The organism is Massilia eburnea (assembly GCF_009720745.1).
In the GTDB taxonomy this organism is placed as follows: domain Bacteria; phylum Pseudomonadota; class Gammaproteobacteria; order Burkholderiales; family Burkholderiaceae_D; genus Rugamonas; species Rugamonas eburnea.
Genome location: NZ_WNKX01000002.1, coordinates 41,044 through 63,548 on the forward strand (window position 1 = coordinate 41,044; position 22,505 = coordinate 63,548).

A 22,505-nucleotide genomic window follows, 5' to 3' on the forward strand; every position below is an offset into this window, starting at 1 on the left:
GGCATAAAAGTATTGAAGGGCCTTGTACTGGGCGGCATCGCCCTGCTGCTGCCCTTGCTGGCGGCTGCCCAGGATTGGCACTACCAGGTGCGTATCAAGGCGCCCGGCGCACTGGAGTCGCTTCTCGAAGACAACCTGGACCTGGTGCGCTACCGCACGAATGCGCGCATGGACCGCGACCAGCTGCAGCGCATGCTGCGTTCTGCGCCCGAACAGGTCAAGACGCTGGTCGCGACTGCCGGTTACTACTCGCCGGAAGTAAACATCCACCTGGACGAAAGCGAGACGCCGACCGTGACCGTGGACGTGGTGCCGGGCGAACCGGTGCTGGTGGGTGAAGTGGAGATTACGCTGGAGGGCTTCGCCTCGACCTCGGACACGGCGTTCGACCAGGCCGCACTGAAGGCTGGCTGGACCTTGCCTACTGGCTCGGTATTCCGCCAGGACGATTGGGAAAAAGCCAAACGCGACATCCTGCGAGCGCTGGTGCAGACACGCTATCCGCGCGCGCAGATGACGGCCAGCGAGGCGGTGGTCGATCCCGACACGCGGCGCGCGCTGCTGCACATCACGCTCGACAGCGGGCCGGAAATGCGTTTCGGCGAACTGAAGATCGAAGGCTTGCGGCGCTATCCCGAATCGGTGGTGCGCAACCTGAACCCGATCAAGCCGGGCGACTACTACAGCGAGGCGGCGCTGCAGGCCTACCAGGGCAAGCTGCAGGACACCGGCTATTTCTCCAATGTTGAAGTAAGCGCCGACCTGTCGTCCGTGGTGGGCGAGCAGATCGATGCAGCCCAGAACAAAGCTGCCGGCGAGCCGCAGCCGATGGCCATGGCCCCGCTGCCCCTGCTGGTGCGGGTAGTGGAGAACAAGCGCAAAAACGCCAGCGTAGGTATCGGCTTCAGCACCAACACAGGCGCCCGCACCTCGCTCACATACGACGACCTGAACGTGTTCGGCCTGAAGATGAAAAGCGCGCTGACTTGGGAAACCAAGCGCCAGGCCGCACGCAGCGACTTCTACTTTCCCACCACGCCGGACGGCTACAACGACAGCTTCGGCGCGCAGCTTGAACGCAAGGACATCGAAGGCGAGATCACGCGCACTGCTTCCGTTGCGGCCAAGCGGGCCTGGGGCACGCCGCTGCTGGAGCGCAGCGTTTCGCTCGAGTACCTGAACGAGAGCAAGACCGTGAACCGGGTAGTGTCGTCGCACAGCCAGTCCTTGCCGCTCACCTGGGCCTCCACCTGGCGCAAGGTCGACAACCTGGTGTTCCCGACCAAGGGCTATGTGATCAATGCCACGTTCGGCGGCGCGCTGCTGCCGGTGCTGACAGACGAAAAATTCATCCGCGCCACGTCGCGCGGCATTACCTACCTGCCGCTGAACGCCAAGTCCACCGTGATCCTGCGGGCGGAATTGGGCGCCCTGGCTTCGGTGCACCAGGAAGGCGTACCAACCACCTACCTGTTCCGCGCCGGCGGCGACAACTCGGTGCGCGGCTATGCCTACCAGGAACTGGGCGTGCAGCAGGGCGACGCCACGGTGGGCGGCCGCTACCTGGCCACCGCCAGCGCCGAATACCAGTACTGGTTCAAGCCGGCCTGGGGCGCCGCGGTGTTCTACGATGCCGGCAATGCCGCCAACTCGCTGGGCGGCCTGCATCCGAAATCGGGCTACGGTGTTGGTGCGCGCTACAAGAGTCCCGTCGGGCCGATCAACGTCGACGTTGCGTACGGCCACGCCGTGCGCAGGGTTCGGTTGCACTTCTCGCTGGGGTTCACGTTCTGATGGAAACACCACGCAAGCCGCCCGCACCGCCGGTTCCGCCGGCACCGCCGCCGCCGGATGCGCCGCCAACGCCTGGCGGCCGCAAATGGCTGCGCCGCACGCTGATCGGCGGCGGAGTGACATTGGCCGTGCTGGGCGGTGCCGTTTGGCTGCTGGGGCGCGAAACCACGTTGCAGCAACTCGTGGCCCAGATTGCCCGTTCCAGCGGCGGACAGATCGTCGTGACGGGCATCAGCGGTTCGCTGTATGGCCGCATGCATATCGACCACGTCACCTACCGCGACGAATCGAGCGTGCTCACGCTCGACAACATCGACATCAACTGGTCGCCGCTGCAGTATTTCAGCGAAGGCGTGGCGATCAGCGAACTGCATGTGGTGAAAGCAGAGTCGCGCGCCACTGGACCATCCAAACCCGCCGTGATGCCGGCTTCGATCTCGCCGCCATTCCGCCTGCGCATCAGCGACGGGCGCGTCAACGCCCTGTCCATCGTCGGGCAGGACGGCAGCCGCACCGAACTGCGCGCCATCAGGCTGCAATTGCTCGGCGACGGCCAACGCTGGCAGTTGAAGGACGCCAGCGCGGAAACGCCCGTCGGCGCCCTCGCCGCCAACGCCGAAATTTCCACGCTGCGGCCGTACAAACTGAGCGCCACCGCCGCCCTCGCGCCCATGCCGCCAACACCCGCGCCCGATCCCGGCCTGGTCCAGCGCAGCGCTACGCGACTGGAAATCCTGGCCAGCGGCGACCTGGCGCAACTGAAACTGGACGTCAAAGGCAAATCGAATTACGCCAACGGCGAGGGCACACTGATGCTGGCGCCTTTCGACGGCCTGCCCCTGCGCAGCCTCCGCCTGCAGGCGCACGACGTCGATCCTTCGCGCTTCGACCCCGCCTGGCCGAAAGCAGCCGTCGACCTTGCGCTGGACGCCGCCATCAACGGCGACAAGCTGTCCGGCAAGCTGAGCGCCACAAACCGCAGCGCGCCTGGCCCGCTCGACCAGCAAAAGCTGCCCTTGCACAGCGCTGCGGCCCAACTGGGCGGCACGCTGGATCATGCCTTCCTCAGCGGCATGCTGATCGACCTGGGTGAAGCAGGCAGGTTCACCGGCGCCGGCGCACTACATCGCCTGCCGAAAGATGGCGGCATCGATACCGCCACCCTGCGCCTGCATACCGACCGCCTCGACTTGCGCGGCCTGCACAGCGCTGCTATCCGCACCGCCATTGCCGGCGACATCAGCGCCGAAACGAAAGGCAGGCAGCACACCCTGCGCGCCGCGCTTGGCGAAGGCAAGCTGCGCCTCGACGCCCACGCCACGCTGCAGGACTTGCTGCTGACGGTGCATCAGGCCCGCCTCAGCGCCGGGCAGGGCAGCATCGCCGCCACCGCCCAGGCCAGCCTGAAAGAGGACAAAGCATTCAAAGCCAGCGCCACGGTGAAGCGCTTCGACCCTGCCGCCCTTGGCGATTTCCCGTCGGCCGACCTGAATGCCGAATTGCAGGCCAACGGCAAACTGGCGCCCGACTGGCGCGCCAACGCCGAGCTGGCGCTACAGCCCAGCAAATTGATGGGGCAAGCGCTGTCCGGCAGCGTCAAACTGGCCGCCGACGCCCAGCATATCTCCGGCATCGACGCCCGCCTCGCCTTCGCCCGCAACAACGCCAGCGCCAAAGGCGCATTCGGCGCGGCCAGCGACAAGCTCGAATGGCAGCTCGACGCCGCCCAACTTTCAGCGCTCAATCCGCAGCTGCAAGGCAGCGCCACTGCCAGCGGCATCCTGAGCGGGGGCTACAAAGATCCGCGCACCAGCTTCAACGCCGAAGCGCGCGCGCTGGCCTACCTGCCCCCGGCAGGCGGCCAGCGCAATGCGGCCACGACACCAGCCGCGGCGCCTGCGCGCTCCGACAGTGTGATCCGCACCAGCGGCGAAGTGGCGCTCTCCGGCGCCATGGACGTCAAGCTGGAGGGCAGCGCCAGCCGGCTCAATCCTGCCAGCTTCGGCGCACCAGTGAGCGGCAATGTCAACGCCGATTTCAGCGCAACGCTGCGCGCCAGCGCCGACTGGCTGGCCAATGCCGACATCCGGCTCCAGCCCGCATCCACGCTGGGCAATGCAGCGCTGAGCGGCCACGCGAAGTTTGCCGCCGCCCCTGGCCGCGTGCAGGACAGCGACATCGACTTGCACCTGGGCCCCAACCTGCTGCAAGCCAAGGGCTCCATCGGTAAACCGCAAGACCGCGTCGACTGGAAGCTGGACGCGCCGCAATTAGCCGTGCTCGGAAGCGGCTGGTCCGGCAGCTTGCGCGGCAGCGGTTATACAAGCGGCGGCAATAGCGCTGGCAATAGCAGCGGCAGCGGACGTCGCCGCAATGGCGGAAACGGAAGCGAGATCGTGCTGCCCACCCTCAGCGCCACGCTGGACGGCGCCTTCCTGCGCTTGCCCGGCCAGCGCGAAATTTCGACCATCAAAGGCAGCGCCACCATCGGCGCAGCCTTCGCGCCGGACGACCCGCTGCAAGCCGACCTGACGATCACGGGCCTGAACATCCCAGGCCTCCAGCTCGACCGCCTGCGCCTGCAAGCCAGCGGCACCGCAGGCAACCACACCCTGCAACTGGCCGCCGCCAATCCCGACTTCGACGCCGCCACCAGAATGCATGGCAGCTTTGCCGCAGACAGCTGGAGCGGCAGCATAGATTCCCTGCAAAACAAGGGCCGCTTCGCCCTCGCCCTGCAAGCGCCTGCAGCGCTGCGCATTGCAGGGCGCAAAGGCGAAGGCATCGCCGGCCTCGCCCATCCGGAGCAGCTCGCGCTGGGCAGTGCAACCATCGGCATGCCCGAAGGCCGCCTGCGCATCGACGTGCTCGAAAAGGATGGCCTGCGCTGGCGCAGCAAGGGCAGCGCCGCCGGCGTGAATGCCGGCTACCTGGCGCAGTTGTCGGAAACCTGGCGCCGCAACGTCGCCAGCACCATGACGCTGGGCGGCGACTGGTCGCTCGACCTGGCCGCGCCGGCAGCCAAAGGTGCAGCGCCGGCGCTGGACGGCTACCTCCACGTGTTCCGCGAAAAAGGCGACATCACGATTACCGGCGGCGAGCGCCCCGTTCCGCTTGGCCTGCAATTGCTGGACACGCGCCTGACAGTGGCCGGCGACCAGTTACGCGTGCAGGGCGAACTGGCAGGCGAGCGCGCCGGCAACGCGCGCCTGGAAGCCAGCGCCCAGCTGCGCGATGGCCGCATTCCTTCCGACAGCCCGCTCACCTTTGGCGCCAGCGCCAGCCTGCCGTCCATTTCCTGGCTGTCGCCGCTGCTCGGCGTGCAGGGCATGGAACTGGGCGGTGCGCTGCGCGCCAGCGCTTCCGGCCACGGTACGGTTGCCAACCCGCTGCTGGATGGCGAAATAATCGGCGAACAGCTGGTCATCAACTGGGCCGAGCAGGGCATCCGCCTGCGCAACGGCGAGCTGCAAGCCAAAGTCGCGGGCGACCAGCTGCAATTGCAGAAATTGCGCTTCGACGGCACCGGCGGCAATGCGCAGGCCGAGGGCTGGCTGCGGCTGGCCAACGGCGACCTGACGATGGACCTCAAGCTGGCCGCCGACAAGCTGCAGGTGTTCAACCGGCCCGACCGCACCCTGGTCCTGAGCGGCAACAGCACCCTGGTGCGCGACGCCAAGCGCTTTGAACTGGATGGCAAGTTCAGGGCCGACCGCGCCAGCATTGAACTGCCATCGCTCGATACACCGACCATCAGCGACGACGTGGTGATCCTGGGCCGTGAAAAACCGAGGGCCGCCGCAGGCAGCGGACAGCCATTGAACATCGATGTGGAAGCCGACCTGGGCGACGACTTCACCCTGCGCGGCAAAGGGCTGGATGCCCAGCTGGCCGGTTCGGTGCGGGTACGCATGGCCGACCGCCGGCCGCCGCGCGTGAACGGCAGTATCCGCGTCGTCAGCGGCACCTACGCCGCCTATGGACAACGGCTGGCGATCGAACGCGGCGTGCTCAATTTCACCGGCGCCTACGACAACCCAAGCCTGAACATCCGCGCCGTGCGCAAGCGCCCTGAAGGCGAAGAACTGAGTGAAACCAATGTGGAAGCCGGCGTCGAAGTGCGCGGCACCGCACTGGCGCCCTCTGCCAAGCTGGTGTCCACGCCATCGGTGCCCGACAGTGAAAAGCTGGCCTGGATGGTGCTCGGCCACGGCACCGCCGACATGGCCGGCAACGAAATGGGCCTGCTCGGCACCGCCGCCGGCGCCCTGCTGGGTGGCAGCGGCGGCCCAAGCCTGGCCAACCGGGTCGGCCTGGATGAACTGGGCGTGAGCCAGGCGAAGGGCCTGGAAAGCACCGTGGTCACGGTCGGCAAGAAACTATCTTCGCGCGCCTATCTCAGCTTCGAGCAAGGCGCCGGCAGCGCCACCAGCCTGGTCAAGCTGCGCTACAAGCTGAATACGCGCGTAACGCTGCAGGTGCAGACTGGCACCAACAACGCACTGGACGTGCTTTACAACTGGGCTTTCGACTGACCGGGCGGCGTCAATTCAGGATTATGGTTGGGCACCGGCTCGTCTTGCGGGACGGGATTATGCGGGCTGTGCGGATGCACCGGCTCAGGGCGCGGCTGGGACTCATCGACAGGCACCGGAAGGTCCGGCGCGCGGTGGGCGTGGATAGGGTGTTTTTCCATGGCTGGCACTCCCGAAAGCGAGATCACGGAGGACTATTCTACGCCTCCGGTTAAAATCCTTCTTTTTCCATGAATTGCGCCCCCCATGCAACTGACTGTCACTACCGTCGTCCTGCTGATCCTCGTTCCGACCCTGTTCTGGCGCGTTTATTCGCGCCTGAAGCTGGTGTTCCGCCGCCAGGAATCGGTCGCGTGGCGGCACTGGGTGGCGGCAGCCGGCCTGCCGATCCTGTTGCTGGCGGCCGGCCAGTCGATGCTGGCCAATATTCCGGCCCTGTCGATGATGGCCGCCGCCGTGATTGCCGGCGCCTGGATGGCCTTCTTCGCGCTCAGGAAGACCCGGTTCGAAACTGTCGGCCTCAAGCTGTACTTCACGCCGCCGAGCCGCACCGCCATCCTGGTGAGCATGCTGTTTGTAGCCCGCGTGCTGCAGATCGGCGTCGAGTTCTACGCCAACCGCCAATCCGAACACCCGCACATCATCAACCAGGCCGAAGTCATGCAGCACCCGCTGACCGTGATTCCCTTCGGCCTGCTGATCGGCTACCTCACCGCCTACTCCATCGGCCTGCTGCGCTGGCACATGGCACAGAAGCCGCAAGAATAAAAGTCGGGGTCACAGAAAAAGGGGACGTACCCCTTTAAAAGGGTAGGCCTCTTTTAAAGGGGTACGTCCCCTTTTTCTGTGACCCCGACTTTCAAACCAGATCAGACAGTGCTTTTTCTACTGTCGGGAAGCGGAAGGTAAAGCCGCTGGCGAGCAGGCGCGCGGGGGCGATGGCGGCACCTTCCAGCAGCAGGGCCGATTGTTCGCCGAGCAGCAGCTGTACTGGCCAGGCTGGCGCTGGCATCAGGCTGGGCCGGCGCAGGGCCGCTGCGGCAGATTTGGCAAATTCCAGTTGCGTGGGGTGCTGGGGTGCGGTGAAATTCCAAGCGCCGTCGGCTTGCGCGCCCAGGCGCCATACGTGCGCCATTGCGGCGAGCAAGTCGTAGAGGTGGATCCATGAATTGCGTTGGCGCCCCGTCCCCATCCTGCCACCAAATCCCAACCTGAACGGCAGCAGCATGCCTGGCAGCGCGCCGCCGTGGCCGAAGACGACGCCGAAGCGCGCCAGCGCGACCGGAACGCCATACTCGCGTGCGCGGCTGGCGGCGGCCTCCCATTCCTGGCAGAGCTGCGACATGAAGATGGCTTGCGGCGGGCTGGCTTCATTCAGCACTTGTTCACTGCCCTGCGGTTGAATGCCGTAATAGCCGATTGCGGAAGCATTGATCATCAGGCGCGGTTTGCGCCCTGCCTTCGCGATCCAGTCCACTACGTCTTTGGTGAGTCCGGCGCGGCTGCCGCGCAGCACGGCCTTGCGGCGCTCGCTCCAGCGCCAGCCGAGGATGCGGGCGCCGGCGAGGTTGATAATCACGTCGACGCTTTCCGCCGGCGCCAGGTCGCACATGCTGGCAACGGCACGCACGGCCCCGCCGTACTCCCAGGCCGCTTTGCGCGGTTCGCGCGAGAGAACGATGACCCGGTGGCCGCTGGCAAGCAAGGCCGGCACCAGGGAACGGCCAATGAATCCAGTGGCGCCCGTGACCAGCACCGTTTGCGGCCCGCCGTCGAAGTGCACGGGTTCCATTGCGGCTGGCGGCAAGGCGCGCGCTGCAAATGCGTCGCGCATGCCGGAGGCAAACACGCCCACGCCGCACAATGCGAGGAAGACGCTCAGCCAGCCTTGCGGTGCGTACTGGAAGCCGGGCGGTTCGGCCAGTGCTGCGGGCGCGCCAAGCAATAGCAGGCAAATGAAGGCGCCGCCGTTAATTGCCAGCACGGTGTGCGTTACGCGCTCGCTTGCCGGCAGCAGGCGGGTCTGGTCTTCCACTACGAAATCCCATAGCGTGAGGACGATCTCGATGCCGAACAGCGCCAGCAGCACCCACGTCCAGGCTCCCTGCCACACCCAGGCCGACAGCCCGATAAACAGCGCGCCGTAGATCGTGGCGCGCACGGCATGGATGGCAAGCTCGCGCCGGGCGGTGGCTCGCTGTGGAAGCGCCTCCGTAAGTTCGTGATGATAGACGGTGTCGAATGCGCCAAGGCAGCCCTGGGCGGCCATCAGCTGCATCGCAAGCAAATGGGTGTTCATGCTGCCTCCTGCTCTGCCTTGCGCCTTTCGTGGAACAAGCCGGCCTGCACGAACGTGGTGCCGAACAAGGCGTGGCGGATTTCGATGCGGATGTTGAAACGGTTGGGCGCTTCATTGCAATGGCGTAGGTAAGTCTTGCCTGGCGTGACAATGCCTGGGAGGGGAATGCGCCATCCGAGGATGTCCCAGAAGTACCCGTCGCTGGTGAAATGCAGGTTGCCCTCCGCCACGTGCAGCTTGAGCTTCATGCCCAGGCCCAGTCCCACGTACTCCAGCACCTCGCCACGCTCGCCTTCCGCCATATAGGACGTGAATTGAATAGGCTTGCGTCCGTTCAGCATATAGATGCGCTGCTTGTAAATGTTCGCCGAGCCTTCCTTGCCATAGACCCGGATGTCGACCGGAAAATCGCTGTCGTCGTAAGGAATCAGTGCGCCCTGGATGAAAGGCTTGCTGACGAAACCAATCAGCTTGCCAACCGGAGAGGCACGCAATTCGGACAAGCTGCCGTAGTACAGCAGCGGCTTGCCAGGCGCGGGATTCCTGGCAAAGCGCTGCTGGATATCCGGATGCAGCTTGCTCCACTCGCTGCCGAGGACCTTGCGGAACAACTCGCCTTCGCCGGCGATGGGCGGCGTTTCGGCATTGGCATGGAAGGCAGCGTCGATCCGGTACAGGCGCCACGCGGCGGGCAGCAGCAGTGCGAGGGTGGCGAGATCGATCCACACGTTTGGCCAGATATGGGCGCGCAGCGAAACCATCATATCCTGCGGCCCCCACAACAGCAGTCCGGCGGCAATCCACAGCCAGGCGCCGGCCTCGCGGCGCTGGTCGCCGAACCATACGAGGGCCAGCATCCACAGGCCGACGCATTGGATCGTTGGGCCGAACAGCGCCAGCCACCAGGCTTGCAGCGGACGCGAGGCCGGGGCGCCGAGCCAGGCGTGGTACCAGTCCAGCGCGGCGGCATTGGCGACCCATGGCAGCGCCAGGCCGATGATGAGGTGCGCGGCGGCGCTGGCGTACATCCAGCGCACCAGCCATTTACGTTCCATGATGGTCCCCGAAGTAGATCTTGCAGCTGTCGCCGTTGCAGGCTTGATGCGCGGCGCCCAGGCCGATCCAGCGCGATACGCGATAGCGGTTGCGGGCCAGGCTGCGGTAGGCCGATGCCAGCATGGGGCGCAGCAAGCGCAGGCGAAGCGGCCAGACCAGCCAGCGGCGGCCGGCCAGCGTATATGCCTCGAGAATGGCGTCGGTGCCTACCAGCATGGCGCCATCGGCGCGCAAGCCGTGCAGTTCAGCGTTCATGGCGGCCAGCGTCACGCCCAAAGGCGCGGGATCGAAACCGGGCGTCGACATATCAACAAACGCCAGGCACCCCGCGCGATCCCAGCGCCGCAGCCGGCTCATTTCGCGCCGGCAAAGCGGACAGGCGCTATCGAAATACAAAGTCAGGTCGGCCATTGCAGTGGTCCTTGTCTTATAAATACAACACTTCATGAACTTGCGTGGCGACACGATTTGTACCGTTGAGCTAGCTCAAACCATCGCTTTCAGAATGAATAGTTGTTGATTTATGTTATTTTTCATTCATTTCTGTCGTTACAGAAATTAAAGACCAAATTTTGACTGATGTCAATTGCTTAAAGGTCGTGTATTCTAAATTCACACGAAATGATTGCCATGAGGAAATATTCTTATGACGACTTACAATAAGACCGACAAGGGCCGAGAAGAGATCGCTGCACGTACATACGGACTGCAATCGCGGATGCGCACCCTGCTGGTGATGATTGATGGCCGCCATCCAATGGAAGAACTGTTGCCGAAGGTAATGGGGCTTGGACTCGACGCGAGCGCCGTGGCCGAACTGCTGGCACAAGGTTTCATCGAAGAAGGCGAAGCGCCGCCACCGCCGCAGGCGGCACCGGTCATGCCGACCGAACAGGAACTCGCTGCGCAGTATCAACAAGCGCGCGACTTCTATGCGCGTACGATCGAGCCGACTTTAGGCCTGCGTGGGCAAGTCCTGCAGACCAAGCTGGAAGCTGCGCAAACGCTGGAAGACTTGAAAGCGATGCGGATCACCTTCTTTGAGATGGTGAACCGCATTCGCGGACGGCCAGTGGCACTGGCGCTGAAGAAGGAGCTGGACGCCATCCTGGGCGCCTGCTCCAAGGAAGCAGCCTGAATTTGATCTAGGTCATTCCCGGCGGGAGATGGCTTTCTTCATACTGGTCTTCAGTTAAAGGAGAAAGCCATGACCATCATCGAGAATATCGGCACGGTGGACCGTGCCTTGCGCGTAGCTGCCGGCGTGGGCCTGATCGCGGCCACCCTGCTTGGCTACATCGGCCCGTGGGGCTGGATCGGCGTCGTTCCGCTCCTGACGGGCATGATCAAGTTCTGTCCCTTGTATCGCGCCATCGGGATTACCACAAGCGGCGACTAGGCCGCAGCCGCCTGGCGCCGCTGCAGCACGAAGATCGGCTGCGCCCAGGTGGTGTCTTTCTTCTTCTTGCTCGTGATGAGCGTGAGGTCGGAAGGATCGTACACGTCCGTGTTGTGGGTCAGCGGCGTCGTCATCAGGTACTGCGCATCGGTGTTCTTCAGGAACTCGCCGACCAGCTGGATGTTGCGGATGTCCAGGTGGGCAAACGGTTCGTCGATGAAGACGAAGCCGCCGGAACCGTCTTCCGACTTCAGCAAACCAATCAGCAGCACCAGCGATTTCATCACCTGCTGGCCGCCCGACGCTTCGCCGTCGTTCAGGCCGATCGGGCCCTTGCCGTCGAACTTGAAGCGTACCTGCAGGCCGGCCTGCGACAGCAGCAGGTCGTCGTTCTCCAGCTTGACCGGCTCGACGTGCACGTCGATATTGGCCAGCGCACCCAATTCCTTGATGTTCTGCGAATAGGTCTTGATGGTGTAGCGCAGGCGCTCGATGTACGCGCCGCGCGCATTGGCGGTCGCTTCGATCGCGCGGTTGTTCTGGTAGCGGCGTTCTTCGGTTTCCGATTTACGGTTCGACAGCTGCTCGTTCAGGCGTGCGTACTGGTCGATCACGGTCGCATCCAGCTCCCAGTCGTCACGCGCCAGCGAAGACTGCAGGCTGGCGATACGCAGGTCGACCTGATGCGCGTTCTGGTGCTGCTGTACCAGCGCCAGACGGCGCGCTGGACGGCGCCATGCACCCGGCAGGTGGCGCCATTGGCGGCGCAGCGCCAGCATGGCGCGTGCGTGGTCGGAGCGCTGCTCCATCTGGCGCTTGAAATTCAGGCGCATGCCGGCTTCCGCTTCGGACAAGGACATGCGGGCGCTCTGCCACGCGGTGTCGGCCTTGGTGCGGGCTACGGTGGCGTTCTTCATCAGGCCTTGCAGTTCGCCCAGGCGTGAACCCACTTCCAGGCGCTCGGCACGCAGCGGCACGGCGGAGCGCGCGGCTTCATCGAATTCCTCGGTGCGGGCGGACAGCTCCTTCACCGCGTCCACGCCGGCCAGGCGGGCTTTCAGCGCGGAGGTTTCGGAGGCCAGCTTGGAAATCTGCAGCGTGTACTTGTCTTCCTCGGCTTCCAGGTTCGGCAGGTTCTTCTGAATCGCATCCATACGCGAAGTCTTGCCGGCGGAGCCGAAGCGGTAGCGCGATGCTTCCACGAATAGCGAGCGGCCGCCGCGGCGTTCCTTGTGGTAGGCCTCAGGCGTGATCCATTCTTCGATATTGCCCAGCTTTGCGCCGTCTTCCACCGACTCGACGCGGGTGATGCGCGACAGCTGGTCGATCAGCCATTCCGGCGCCAGGCCGCTGAACTTCACCACCGACAGCAGGCTTTGGTTCTTCGGTTCGTGCGCCTTCACGCAATCCGGTACGATGAAGTGGCGATAGCGTTCCTTCTCCGCCAGCCGGTAGGCGGCCGAAGCGTCGGACGAGCGCTCCAGCAGCACCACGGAAGCATAGCCGCCCAGCACACCTTCAACCGCTCCCTGCCATTTCGGATCGGTCACTTCGACAATATCCGACAGCATGGCGTGCGGGATGCCCGCATCGTTCAGCGCGCGGCGCATGGCGCGCACATTGTCCGGCTCCGGCATGGCGGTCTTGCCCGACAGCGCGTTGATGGTGGCCTTGTCCTGCGCGATGCGGTTGGATACCGCGTCGCGCTGCGAGCGCAGTTTCAGCAGCTCGGTTTCCTTCGTTTCGAGCTGCGCGGCTGCATCGGCTACGTCGGCGCCCGATTCGGCGGCCAGCTTCTGCAGGCGGGACTTCTGCTCCGCCAACGATTCCAGGGGCTTCAGTTTGCCGTTAATGTGGTTCAGGCGCGAAGTCAGCGCGGTCTGCTCCTGTTCCAGCAGGGTTTCCTGCTGCTGCGCGTCCTGCAGGGCCTTGGCCTGTTTGGCGACTTCATTGCGCTTGTCGGCCAGCACTTGGTCGGCTTGCGCCAGCGGCTTGCGCGCTTCGCGCAGTTGGCGGCTGATGTTGGCAGACTTCTCGCGCGCCTCATGGTATTCCAGCGACGGCAGCACTTCTTCCTGCAGGTTGCGGCGTTCCTTGTGCAGCGTTTCCCACTGGTGGTAGTTGGCGACGCGCAGGCGCAAGCCTTCCAGGTTGGTCTTGGAACCTTCCAGTTCGGCTTCGAAGCGCTTCAGTTCTTCCTCGGTGTCGCGCTGGTGGCGCTTGGCTTCGTCGTAGGCATCCAGCACTTCCTTGTCGCCGAACACCTGGAACACCAGGTCCAGCAACTGGCGCGGCGCGTATTCGCACAGCTTGTCGGTTTCGCCCTGCTCCAGCGCCAGCACTTTGGACATGGCTTGCGACAGGCCGGCGTTGGCCAGGCGCTTGCGGTAGTTCTCAACGCCAAGCCAGTCGTTCGCTTCGGTGACTTCTTCGATGTCCACATTCCCAGGGCGCATCAGGTACTGGCGCTTCCAGTCGCCGCCGTTTTTCTGGATCTGGCAGAACAGCGTCACTTCGTCTTCGGCGAAGAAACCGCTGCTGCGGAACGGGCGGTTGGAGAGCTGCTTGCCCTGCGGCTTGTTGTCCACCACGGCGCGCAGCCAGGCAGTCTGCTGGCCGCTGTGGCGGGCGTAGTGCTTGTAGGTGCGGCCCATCGAGCAATCGAGGCCGAACAGCGTGCGCAGCGCATCCAGCAAGGTGGTCTTGCCGGAGCCGTTCTGGCCCGCGATGGTGATGATCTTGGCATCCAGCGGAATGTTCTTGATGCGCTGCCAGTAGTCCCAGTGGACCAGCTCAAGGGATTTAATTTGGAACATCGATTATTCTTCCGTTGGGGTTTCTTCAGGCGCAGTTTCAGGAGCCGCTTCGTCGGGCGCGGCATCGTTGGCGGCAGCCAGCACTTCGCGCGGGATGTGCACGATCTGCGCAGGCGCGCGTTTGAACACGTCGGCCAGGGCGCCGTTGATGATGCGCTCTTTCAGCAGGTCGGTATCCATCAGCAGGTCGAGCAGCGGGCCTTCGACGATGATCTCGCCGCGGCGCTCGATGAAACCGAGCTTGCCCAGGATGCCGAGGTTCATGTCCATGCGGGTCTTCTTACCCAGCTTGTCGCCGAAGTCGGCCAGCAGGGCCTTGTACGGGATGCCAATGGAAGTGTCTTCCGCGCGCGGCACCGGCTTCTCGGTGCCGAACATATCGTTCTGGTCATCGTCCGCCGCCTGGTGGGTTTCCTGGCGTTCGCGCTTGGGCAGGATGATCAGCGCCCACAGCACTACCAGCAAGGCCACGCCATCGCGCGCCAAGCCGAAATTATTGTTTTGCCAGGTGTCCTTTGCGCCGAACACCTTCGGTTCGATATTGCGCTGCAGGGCCAGGGTCACGTGGTCGGCGTAAACGTTATCGAGCAGCTTCATGCCGCAGGCCGCCAGGCGCGCATCGACTTCGGCGCGGAACAATTCGTCCGACAGCGCGCGCTTGATCATCTTGTCGTCGCGGCGCAGGGTCTGGTGCGCCATCAGGCGCGCGATCAGGATTTGGGAATCGTCACTCATCGGACTTGCCGCTTTCTTTCTTGTCTAATTCGAGGGTGAGCGCGGCCAGGGACATGGCGGCAATCTCCAGGTCCGGCAGCTGCACCATTTCATCCTGCGGCGCGAAGCGCACCGGCAGGCGGGCCAGGTCGGCGGTCGTGCCCTGCATCGACGCTTCGGCCTCGTCGCCCAGCAGCGGCAGCATGGAAGCGCGGTAGGACGCCAGGGCAAAGGACGCCGGCAGCAGCGCTTCATGCACCTTCACTTCGCGCGGCGATTCCTCGGCCACGGACGGGAAGTTGTTCAGCTGCGCGAAGTCGGACAAGCGGGCCAGCCAGTCGTCCAGCTCCTTCTGCATCGCAGGGCTGTCGTTGATCGTGGTCGGCGCATCCTGGCCGGCAGGCAGGCTATTGAGCCCATTGTTATTGGCACGTTCTGTCATTAATTCTGTCTCGGCGACGTCGATCATCTCGGCAGGCGTGATGAACAGCGGTTTCACCGGTTGGTCGATCGCATCTTGCGCCAGCGAGGACAGGTCCTCATGCGCCAGCAGCCAGCGTTTGATGTCGGTAGTGGAAAGGCCGGACTGCCCCAGGTGTACGCGCTGGCGCTCGATCTGGTTCAGCGCGCGCGAGAACATGCCCTGCATATTCAGCAGCTGCGACTGGGCGCGGCCGATCGCCTGCGCGGCGCGGTGGGTGGCGCTGTCCGCATTTTCATCGGTGGTGATGGCACGCAGGATCTCGGAGCCCTTTTCGACCCAATCGCAGGCCTGGTGCCACTTTGCCTGCGACTCGCGCAGGCGGAATTCGGATCCGGACGCGATGGCGTCGCGGAATTCTTCGGTCAAATCAACCAGGCGGCCCAGCAAATGCTGCAACTGCTCGGTGGTCACGCCGCCCACGGCTTGGGCGCCGGCCACCTGCGACAGCAGGAAGCCCATTTCGGCATCGTCGTCTTCGGGTGCGGCCAGGGCCAGCAGGCTGTCGATGGAAGCCAGCACATTGCGCGCCATCGGCGTCACGCGGTAGACGGATTGCTGCGCATCCCAGGCCAGCAGGCCGTTGGAACGCAAGCGGTTCAGCACCGTCTCCAGGCTCTCCGGCAGCAGGTAGGCCAGGCGCGTGTTGATATCCGCCCGCGAAAACGCGGACGAAGTTGTATCATTGGCAAGTTCGCGCAGAACGAGCAGGCGCACCAGCACCCCCTCGAAGCCGCCATGGAACAGGGCCGTGAACACCTGCAACAGCGGCTGGGCGCGCTTCAGGTGGTAGACCTGCTCGATCTCGTCGGCGGAAATGTGGGGCTGGAAGTGGGCCTGCAGGGCATCCTGCTGCTCTTGCTCAGTCGGGTTGGTGTCGGCCAGGGCCGCACTTGCCATTAAGTCAATCATTACACTCCATCGCACAGCCAAAACAGAAAAAGGGGACGTACCCCTTTTTTTAAGTCCGCCAGTATAACAGGCTGAGTGTGGCTATTTTCGGTTGACTTTCTCTAGGACTTGCTCGAAAGAATCACCGTTTTCTTCCTTGAACAGGATGCGGGCCGGGTACCAGTCCAGGCCCGGGGCCAGCCAGACGTCGACGTCCTGGTCGTTGCCGGCGACCGGCTTGCGGGTGAAGTGCAGCACCCTGATGTCGCCCAGGCCACTGCTTTCCATGGTTTCGTTGCCGATGACGCGGAAAGTCCATGGGGCGCCCTCTTTGCGGCCGGCCACGTAGAAGGTCCATTCACTGCCGGGTGTGAATTTATCCGGGGTGGCGCGGGCCAGGATGGCCAGCTGCCAGGTCACGCTGCTGCGGTCTTGCTCGCCGCCGCGGATAGCGTGGGTGTTCTTGCCGTCTTCGAACTCGATCTGATGCCCGTTGCGATCGAAGCGGGTGGTGGTCGGGTCCTTGCGGATGCGCTTTTCATAATAGGTGACCGGGGCCAGGCCGTATTCGTCCACCAGGCCGTCGCTGCGCTGGTCGACCACTTTGCCGAACAGGCCGGAACGCGCTTCGGTATGCAGGGCGTATTGGCCGTCGCCGTGGCTCCAGCTGATTATCCCTGTCCCCATCAGGGGGATGCCGTGGGTACTGCCTTTGACCGTGTACGTCAGGTCGGCTGCCGGCGGCAGGCTGGTGGCGCGCTTGGCGACCGGGTAGTCGGCCGGCTTTGCGCTGGCAACTGCGCTGGCTGCGGCGAGTGCGAGAATCATCAAGGTGCGGCGCATATCTTTTTCCTTACTTGCTAATGCGGGTGACAGTTTGTGTGGTGACGGAGCCATTGCCTTCCGTAACGCGGATCTGCACCGGATACCAGTCCAGGCTCGGCGCGATCCAGAAATCCAGCCGTGAGTTGTAGCTGCCGGGTTTCGGCGGGCGGGTCAGGTGCCAGGTCACCAGCTTGCCCATCTCTGTTTCCAGTTCGTCTTCGCCGACCAGCTGGAAGCGGTATACCACCGCGTCGCGGTCTTCGCCGACGAGGATGTCCATCTCCTTGCCGTACTGGTTCACGTCGGCGCGGCCGATGGCGGCCAGCTGGAACACCACGGTGGCGCGGTCCTGGGCGCCTGGCGCCAGCGGGATGGTGCGTTCGCTGGCGGAAAATGTGATCTTCTGCTCCTGCTGGTTGAAGTGGGTCGCCGTGGCGGAACGGTTGCGGCGCTTTTCGTTGAACGTGGTCGGCGCGATGCCGGACTCGTTGATCGTGCCTTCACTGCTCACTTGCATGAGGTTGACGCGCGCGAACACGATCGTCACCCCGGCTTCCTGCGTCACCTTGTAGCTGGCGCCATCCTGCTGCCAGACGATGCTGGCGGAGCCGCTCCATTTGGTGCCGTCGGCATCCTTGCGCTTGACGTCCAGCTCCAATTTGGCGGACGGCGGCAACGCAACTTTCCATTTTGCTTGCGTCTCTGCCGGCGCCGCGGGCGGCGGTTGCGGCGATTCTACTGCGGCCGGCGCAGGTGCGGCGTCCGCCTGGCTGGCCGCGGCCGGCGTTTCCGGTTCTGCGGGCGCCGCCGGCGCTGGCTCGCCAGCGCCCGTCTCGGCAACGGCGGTATCGGGAGGCGGCGGCGCCGGCTCGGGAGGTTTCGGCGCCTTGCGCGGCTTTGGCTTTGGCTTGGGTTTGGGCGGCGCCTCGGCCGGCTTCACTTCAGGCGGTGCAGGCGGCGGGGCCAGGCGCAGCTCCGCCTTGATGATGTCTTTTTCTTCGTCATGCTCGCGCTCCGAAGCGCCGATACGGCCGCTGACCCAGTTGATCGTCACGAAATGCAGCGCCACCGTGGCGGCGCAAATGGCAACAACGCGGCGGCGGTGGCGGGGAAAAGTAACAATCGTCATAGTCGATAGTTTAACGTGCCGGGCACGGTTTCCGCTGACAGCAGCTGCAATGGCATAATTTGCTGGATATTTTGTTAAGGAGCTTTGATGTCCCTTTTGCGCCAGCGCGGCCACGCCGATTCCGGCAAGGTCGGCATGGTCGAACTGTTTTTCGATCTCGTGTTTGTGTTTGCCGTGACCCAGCTGTCCCATACGCTGCTGAAAAAGCTCGATGCGGAAGGCGCGCTGCAGGTCGGCCTGCTGTTCATGGCCACGTGGTGGGTGTGGATCTATACGGTGTGGGCCACCAACTGGTTTGACCCGGAAAAGAAAACGGTTCGCGCCGCCCTGTTTGCCCTGCTGGTGGCGGGCCTGCTGATGTCGGTGTCGATTCCGCGTGCCTTCTCGGACCTGGGCTGGCTGTTCGGCGCCTCGATCATGCTGCAGCAGTCCGGCCGCACCCTGGCCATGCTGGCCGCCTGCCGCGGCGAGGACGGCATCTCCTTGCGCCGCAATTTCATGCGCATCAACGTCTGGATTGGCGGCAGCGGTTTGCTGTGGGTGGCAGGCGGACTGTCCGCGCCGGAATCGCGCATAGCCTGGTGGCTGGCCGCCCTGGCGGTGGACCTGGCGGCGCCCATGCTGTTCTATTTCGTGCCAGGCCTGGGCCGCTCTACCCTGGCTGACTGGAACGTGGACGGCAGCCATATGGCCGAACGCTGCGCCCTGTTTGTCATCATCGCGCTGGGCGAGTCGCTGCTGGTTACCGGAGCCACTTTCGCCGACCTGCACTTCGATACCGTCACCGTGTTCGCATTCCTGCTTGCCGTGCTGGGTTCGATCCTGATGTGGTGGCTGTACTTCGACCATGGCCTGGAACAGGGCCACCACCGCATCGTGCATTCGCAAACCCCGGGACGCCATGCGCGCAACAACTACACCTACCTGCATATCCCGATCGTGGCCGGCGTGATCGTCGGTGCGGTGGGCGATGAACTGGTGCTGAGCCATCCCTATTCCGGCAATCCGGCCGCGATGGCGGCCATCGTCGGCGGCCCGCTGATCTTCCTCAGCGGCCTGGCGCTCTTCAAGTGGCTGGCGCATACGCGCGCCTGGCCGCCGCTGTCGCACCTGATCGGCATTGGCCTGCTGCTGGTGCTGGGCGCACTGGCCGTGGTCATGCCGCTGTCACCTCTGCTGGCTACCATTGGCTGCGTCCTGGTGCTGCTCTTCGTTGCTGTGTGGGAGAGCTGTGTGCTACGCTAAACATCCAACCCTCGGAGACCCGATATGACCAATCCACAAATGCCTCACATTCCCGGCGCTGCAGTGATGACGGATACGCTGGACTTCGTCAAATCCCTGTGGGGCAGCATGGGCGTGCCTGGCATCGGCATTCCCGGCATCGCTGCGCCGACGTTGTCGATGGATGACCTGGACAAGAAAATCAGTGAGCTCAAGGCCGTCGAGTCCTGGCTCAACCTGAACGCCACCATGCTGCGCTCGAGCATCCAGGCGCTGGAAGTACAGCGCGGCACCATCGCGGCGCTGAAGTCGATGGGCCAGTCGCTGGCTGCCGCCGTCCAGCAGCCGCCGCATCACGATCCGTTTGCCAACGTGGGCAAGCCGAAGGAGGCCAAGCCTGCCGAAGCAGTCAAGCCGGAAGCCAAACCCGATGCCAAGCCGGCTGCCGACGGCAAGCCGGCGGGCGATGCGGCCAGCGCCGCCGCCAACCAGATGGCCAATCCGGCCGCCTGGTGGAACCTGCTGCAGGAACAGTTCACGCAAGCCGTCAACACGGCCATGGCGACCGACCCGATCGCCAAGCCAGCCGCCGATGCCAAGAACGGCGCGGCGCACGACAACGGCAAGCCTGCCGCCAAACCGGCAGCACGCAAGCCTGCGGCCAAGCGCGCGCCTAAAGCGCCGCCAAAACCCTAATTGAGTTTCTGGATGCGGATGGCTTCGATCAGGCCATCCTCGTCGCGCTGCACCTTCATGATGTTGATCAGGCCTTCGTCTTCCAGCGCCCTGGCCGCATCGTGCGCAGACTGGAAGGATTGAATCGTGTCGCCCTTGGCGCTGACCGGGCGAATCCAGGCAGCAGCCCCCACTTTCATCTTGTTGTAGACCTCTTTGGCGATATCGCGCATGGATCACTCCTTGTCGTGGTCATCGTTCATGGCGGCCGTCAGCTCGGCTTCGATTTCTTCCGCCGACATACGGCCGGGAATCAACTTCTGCAACTGCTCGATCAGCTGGGCAAAGCGCTGCTGGCCCGGCGCGATCCGGTCAACGTGCATCAATACTTCGTTTGCTTCGTTCATCAGGGATTCATCGTAGCCCCTGGCCTGCATGTGGGAGATCAGGATCTGGGCGGAGTTGAACAGGATGCGCATATTGTCCGGCAGGCTGCGGCGCGCTTCACGCATCCAGGCCACGGCGTCATCGAGCTTGTTGGACTTCCATAGCAGTACCCCCTTGTTCATCATCTCCGATGCGTCGCGGCGCGCCGCGTTGATCAGGGCTGTGCCTTCTTCGCCCATCCGGGCTTTTTCGAAGATGCGCTGCACTTCGTCATGGATTACCGTGTTCTCGTCGTTGTTGCGCACCACGTAGCACAGCAGCTCGACGGGTGCGTCTTTGACGCCGACGGCGAACAGCAGCGTGGCCATTTCCAGGCAGGTGGAAGTGTCGGGGCGCGCGCTGTCTTCCTTGAGCATTTCTTCCAGTTCGTCGCCTGACTTGCGCGCGCGGCGGTAGTCGCCGCTCTCGTGGTAGACCAGGCCTTCGGTGATCTTGGTGCGCAGCTCCACCAGCCGGCCCGAAAAGTCGCGCTGTACGGCGGCCAGCAGAAGCATGGCTTCCTTGGCGTCGTTCTTCTGGCCCAGCACACGCGCCAGGCCCAAATAGGCGTCCACAGTTTTCATGATGGAGTATTCGCCGACCTGCAGGCATTTGCGGAAGGCCCGCTCGGCAAGTGCGATATTCCCCAGCTTGAGAGCGGCCGTGCCCAGCGCGCGCTGGCGCGGCACCGAGTTGGGCGACATCTTGGCGGCGCGTTCCAGCACTTCGCACGACTCTTCGACGCGGCCCATGTTTTGCAGTGACTTCGCCAGCTGGTCATAAGCATCAAGATAGAAACGGTTCTCGGCGATCACGCCAGCAAACATCTGGCGCGCCGCTTCGTTGTCGCCGTTGGCCATGCGGATTTTGCCGACGCCGGTGCGGGCCCAGTTGTAGTCGCGCTCCTGCAGCACTTTTTCGTAGACCTGGCGCGCTTGCTCGGGCTCGCCCGCCTTCAGCAGCAATATGGCACGCATGCGCTGCAGGTCCAGTCCGTGCAGCTTGTTGCCCGCTGCGGCTTCGCTGCACAGCCTTGCTGCGCGCAGGTAGTCTTTCTGCAGATACGCTTCGTCGATCTCCTGGAAGACCTGCTTGCGCTGCCAGGCGCGGTTCAGGCGCGTGAGCAGCACGCCTTCGGTGATCGGCTTGAGCAAGTAAGCGTCGGGCTGGTGTTCGGCCGCGCCCATCACGGCTTCCACGCTCTTTTCGGCGGAGACCATCAGCCACACGCAGCTTGGCATCAGCAGGCTGCGGATGCGGGCTTCTTCCAGCACATGCTGGCCGTTCTTGCCGTCGCCGAGATTGAAGTCGCACAGCACCACGTCGTACTGCACGCGCGCCAACAGGCCCATTGCCTCGCCGCCGCTGGAGGCCTGGTCGATATGGCGGGCGCCGAGGCTGCGCAGGGCTTCGCGCAGCAACTGGCGCACACCAACGAAGTCGTCGACGATCAGGTAGCGTTTCTCGGCCCAGTTGACGCCTGGCGCCTTTTCCGGAACCTCTGCTGCGGGCGGAGTGAGGGCTGGCGCGTTCATGGCAGTCGCAGGATAAAGCAGCCGCCACCCAGTGTGCCGCCGTTCTCCAGCGCGACGCTGCCCTGGCGCTGGCGATGCTTGTGGGACTTGGCGACTTCGCTTGCGAAATACAGGCCAAGCCCGCTGCTGTTGGTCAGGAAGTTGATCCCCTGCCCCAGCAGCTTGCCCGCTTCCAGCATATTGGCCGGGAAGCCGGCGCCGTTATCTTCCACGCGCACTTCCATGAAGCCATCCTGCTCGCTGACGATCAGGGCAATGCGGTCGCGCGTGTAACGTACTGCGTTGTTGACGGCGTGCGCCAGCAGGCCCAGGACCAGGTCTTCGTCCAGCGTCCAAATCAGCTCGCGCGGGAATTCGGTATCAAGGCGGATGCCTTTCGATTGCAGCAGTACGCGCTGCTGGGCTGCCAGTTGTTCCACCAGTTCGCTGACCGGCACTGGCGTTGGATCGAAAGGGTAATTGGGGCGGCCGACTTGCTTGTAGAGCGCAAGTAGCTGGATCAGGTGGTCGTTCAGGCGCTTGGTCTGGTACAGCATGTGCGCCATCTGTGGGTAGGCTGGGTTGTCTTGCGCGGAATCCCCGGCCTGCACAAGCAGGTTCTCCAGTGTGCCAGACAGCACGCTGATGGAATTCTTCATGTCGTGCACCGTGGAGGCGAGGAACATGAACAGCTCTGGCGAGCCGGCGCGGTCTTCCATGGATTCTC

General features: G+C 64.0%; 19 protein-coding genes. 7 read left to right on the forward strand and 12 right to left on the reverse strand.

Annotated features, from left to right (window positions below; all coding sequences use genetic code 11):
• The first annotated feature begins 12 nt into the window (after positions 1–12).
• On the forward strand, positions 13–1,794 hold the full coding sequence (locus GM658_RS02665; protein WP_229416734.1) for an autotransporter assembly complex protein TamA: 1,782 nt from the start codon (positions 13–15) through the stop codon (positions 1,792–1,794).
• Positions 1,794–6,329 carry a translocation/assembly module TamB domain-containing protein gene (locus tag GM658_RS02670; protein ID WP_155452484.1) on the forward strand — a complete coding sequence of 1,512 codons (4,536 nt, stop codon included), beginning with the start codon at positions 1,794–1,796 and terminating at the stop codon, positions 6,327–6,329. Before GM658_RS02665 ends, GM658_RS02670 begins: the two co-directional genes overlap by 1 nt.
• Here the strand turns inward: GM658_RS02670 and GM658_RS02675 are convergent.
• The gene (locus GM658_RS02675) at positions 6,308–6,490 is read right to left on the reverse strand and encodes a hypothetical protein (protein WP_155452485.1); all 183 of its coding nucleotides are present in this window, start codon (positions 6,488–6,490) and stop codon (positions 6,308–6,310) included. The two genes, GM658_RS02670 and GM658_RS02675, sit on opposite strands and share 22 nt — an antisense overlap.
• Positions 6,491–6,575: 85 nt before the next feature.
• On the opposite strand from GM658_RS02675, the gene GM658_RS02680 reads away from it, so the two are divergent.
• Positions 6,576–7,097, forward strand: coding sequence for a CcdC protein domain-containing protein (locus tag GM658_RS02680; protein WP_155452486.1), 522 nt, complete (start codon positions 6,576–6,578; stop codon positions 7,095–7,097).
• A 91-nt stretch (positions 7,098–7,188) separates the two neighbouring features.
• Here GM658_RS02680 and GM658_RS02685 read toward each other — a convergent pair whose 3' ends face one another.
• From GM658_RS02685 to GM658_RS28800, 3 genes are read right to left on the reverse strand one after another with little or no spacing between them, the layout of a single operon-like run.
• Positions 7,189–8,628, reverse strand: a complete 1,440-nt coding sequence (locus GM658_RS02685; RefSeq protein ID WP_155452487.1) for a TIGR01777 family oxidoreductase — start codon at positions 8,626–8,628, stop codon at positions 7,189–7,191.
• Positions 8,625–9,683: a DUF4166 domain-containing protein gene (locus GM658_RS29640; protein ID WP_308612798.1), complete on the reverse strand. Its 1,059-nt coding sequence runs from the start codon at positions 9,681–9,683 to the stop codon at positions 8,625–8,627. The genes GM658_RS02685 and GM658_RS29640 overlap by 4 nt, the downstream gene beginning before the upstream one ends.
• Complete coding sequence (locus GM658_RS28800) at positions 9,673–10,095, reverse strand: thiol-disulfide oxidoreductase DCC family protein (RefSeq protein ID WP_170298639.1); 423 nt, start codon at positions 10,093–10,095, stop codon at positions 9,673–9,675. Before GM658_RS28800 ends, GM658_RS29640 begins: the two co-directional genes overlap by 11 nt.
• Positions 10,096–10,330: 235 nt before the next feature.
• Between GM658_RS28800 and GM658_RS02695 the strand changes: the two genes are divergently transcribed.
• Both GM658_RS02695 and GM658_RS02700 read left to right on the forward strand, forming a co-directional pair.
• Positions 10,331–10,822: a hypothetical protein gene (locus GM658_RS02695; protein ID WP_155452488.1), complete on the forward strand. Its 492-nt coding sequence runs from the start codon at positions 10,331–10,333 to the stop codon at positions 10,820–10,822.
• A gap of 69 nt (positions 10,823–10,891) precedes the next feature.
• Positions 10,892–11,083, forward strand: coding sequence for a YgaP family membrane protein (locus GM658_RS02700; RefSeq protein ID WP_155452489.1), 192 nt, complete (start codon positions 10,892–10,894; stop codon positions 11,081–11,083).
• On the opposite strand, the gene GM658_RS02705 is transcribed toward GM658_RS02700, so the two are convergent.
• From GM658_RS02705 to GM658_RS02725, 5 genes are all read right to left on the reverse strand, one after another.
• The gene (locus tag GM658_RS02705; protein WP_155452490.1) at positions 11,080–13,899 is read right to left on the reverse strand and encodes an ATP-binding protein; all 2,820 of its coding nucleotides are present in this window, start codon (positions 13,897–13,899) and stop codon (positions 11,080–11,082) included. The genes GM658_RS02700 and GM658_RS02705 overlap by 4 nt on opposite strands.
• Before the next feature lie 3 nt (positions 13,900–13,902).
• Entirely contained in the window at positions 13,903–14,634 is a 732-nt protein-coding gene (locus GM658_RS02710) for a hypothetical protein (RefSeq protein ID WP_155452491.1), read from the reverse strand.
• Entirely contained in the window at positions 14,627–16,006 is a 1,380-nt protein-coding gene (locus tag GM658_RS02715) for a hypothetical protein (protein ID WP_211841802.1), read from the reverse strand. The genes GM658_RS02710 and GM658_RS02715 overlap by 8 nt, the downstream gene beginning before the upstream one ends.
• Before the next feature lie 81 nt (positions 16,007–16,087).
• Positions 16,088–16,828 carry a DUF3108 domain-containing protein gene (locus tag GM658_RS02720; RefSeq protein ID WP_155452492.1) on the reverse strand — a complete coding sequence of 247 codons (741 nt, stop codon included), beginning with the start codon at positions 16,826–16,828 and terminating at the stop codon, positions 16,088–16,090.
• A 10-nt stretch (positions 16,829–16,838) separates the two neighbouring features.
• Positions 16,839–17,939: a DUF3108 domain-containing protein gene (locus tag GM658_RS02725; protein WP_155452493.1), complete on the reverse strand. Its 1,101-nt coding sequence runs from the start codon at positions 17,937–17,939 to the stop codon at positions 16,839–16,841.
• An 87-nt stretch (positions 17,940–18,026) separates the two neighbouring features.
• On the opposite strand from GM658_RS02725, the gene GM658_RS02730 reads away from it, so the two are divergent.
• A complete protein-coding gene (locus GM658_RS02730; protein ID WP_211841803.1) occupies positions 18,027–19,184 on the forward strand; it encodes a low temperature requirement protein A in 1,158 nt (385 codons plus the stop codon).
• 24 nt (positions 19,185–19,208) lie between these two features.
• Positions 19,209–19,859 carry a PhaM family polyhydroxyalkanoate granule multifunctional regulatory protein gene (locus tag GM658_RS02735; RefSeq protein ID WP_155452494.1) on the forward strand — a complete coding sequence of 217 codons (651 nt, stop codon included), beginning with the start codon at positions 19,209–19,211 and terminating at the stop codon, positions 19,857–19,859.
• On the opposite strand, the gene GM658_RS02740 is transcribed toward GM658_RS02735, so the two are convergent.
• The 3 genes from GM658_RS02740 to GM658_RS02750 are packed head-to-tail and all read right to left on the reverse strand — an operon-like array spanning position 19,856 to position 22,497.
• Positions 19,856–20,071: a hypothetical protein gene (locus GM658_RS02740; protein WP_155452495.1), complete on the reverse strand. Its 216-nt coding sequence runs from the start codon at positions 20,069–20,071 to the stop codon at positions 19,856–19,858. The two genes, GM658_RS02735 and GM658_RS02740, sit on opposite strands and share 4 nt — an antisense overlap.
• A gap of 3 nt (positions 20,072–20,074) precedes the next feature.
• Complete coding sequence (locus tag GM658_RS02745; protein ID WP_155452496.1) at positions 20,075–21,799, reverse strand: response regulator; 1,725 nt, start codon at positions 21,797–21,799, stop codon at positions 20,075–20,077.
• Positions 21,796–22,497, reverse strand: coding sequence for a sensor histidine kinase (locus tag GM658_RS02750; RefSeq protein ID WP_155452497.1), 702 nt, complete (start codon positions 22,495–22,497; stop codon positions 21,796–21,798). The genes GM658_RS02745 and GM658_RS02750 overlap by 4 nt, the downstream gene beginning before the upstream one ends.
• Between the last annotated feature and the right edge of the window lie 8 nt (positions 22,498–22,505).

Coding starts and splice junctions, on each gene's coding strand:
- GM658_RS02670 (WP_155452484.1), top strand. CDS start 1,794: ATGGAAACACCACGCAAGCCGCCCGCACCGCCGGTTCCGCCGGCACCG.
- GM658_RS02675 (WP_155452485.1), bottom strand. CDS start 6,490: ATGGAAAAACACCCTATCCACGCCCACCGCGCGCCGGACCTTCCGGTG.
- GM658_RS02680 (WP_155452486.1), top strand. CDS start 6,576: ATGCAACTGACTGTCACTACCGTCGTCCTGCTGATCCTCGTTCCGACC.
- GM658_RS02685 (WP_155452487.1), bottom strand. CDS start 8,628: ATGAACACCCATTTGCTTGCGATGCAGCTGATGGCCGCCCAGGGCTGC.
- GM658_RS29640 (WP_308612798.1), bottom strand. CDS start 9,683: ATGGAACGTAAATGGCTGGTGCGCTGGATGTACGCCAGCGCCGCCGCG.
- GM658_RS28800 (WP_170298639.1), bottom strand. CDS start 10,095: ATGGCCGACCTGACTTTGTATTTCGATAGCGCCTGTCCGCTTTGCCGG.
- GM658_RS02695 (WP_155452488.1), top strand. CDS start 10,331: ATGACGACTTACAATAAGACCGACAAGGGCCGAGAAGAGATCGCTGCA.
- GM658_RS02700 (WP_155452489.1), top strand. CDS start 10,892: ATGACCATCATCGAGAATATCGGCACGGTGGACCGTGCCTTGCGCGTA.
- GM658_RS02705 (WP_155452490.1), bottom strand. CDS start 13,899: ATGTTCCAAATTAAATCCCTTGAGCTGGTCCACTGGGACTACTGGCAG.
- GM658_RS02710 (WP_155452491.1), bottom strand. CDS start 14,634: ATGAGTGACGATTCCCAAATCCTGATCGCGCGCCTGATGGCGCACCAG.
- GM658_RS02715 (WP_211841802.1), bottom strand. CDS start 16,006: ATGATTGACTTAATGGCAAGTGCGGCCCTGGCCGACACCAACCCGACT.
- GM658_RS02720 (WP_155452492.1), bottom strand. CDS start 16,828: ATGCGCCGCACCTTGATGATTCTCGCACTCGCCGCAGCCAGCGCAGTT.
- GM658_RS02725 (WP_155452493.1), bottom strand. CDS start 17,939: ATGACGATTGTTACTTTTCCCCGCCACCGCCGCCGCGTTGTTGCCATT.
- GM658_RS02730 (WP_211841803.1), top strand. CDS start 18,027: ATGTCCCTTTTGCGCCAGCGCGGCCACGCCGATTCCGGCAAGGTCGGC.
- GM658_RS02735 (WP_155452494.1), top strand. CDS start 19,209: ATGACCAATCCACAAATGCCTCACATTCCCGGCGCTGCAGTGATGACG.
- GM658_RS02740 (WP_155452495.1), bottom strand. CDS start 20,071: ATGCGCGATATCGCCAAAGAGGTCTACAACAAGATGAAAGTGGGGGCT.
- GM658_RS02745 (WP_155452496.1), bottom strand. CDS start 21,799: ATGAACGCGCCAGCCCTCACTCCGCCCGCAGCAGAGGTTCCGGAAAAG.
- GM658_RS02750 (WP_155452497.1), bottom strand. CDS start 22,497: ATGGAAGACCGCGCCGGCTCGCCAGAGCTGTTCATGTTCCTCGCCTCC.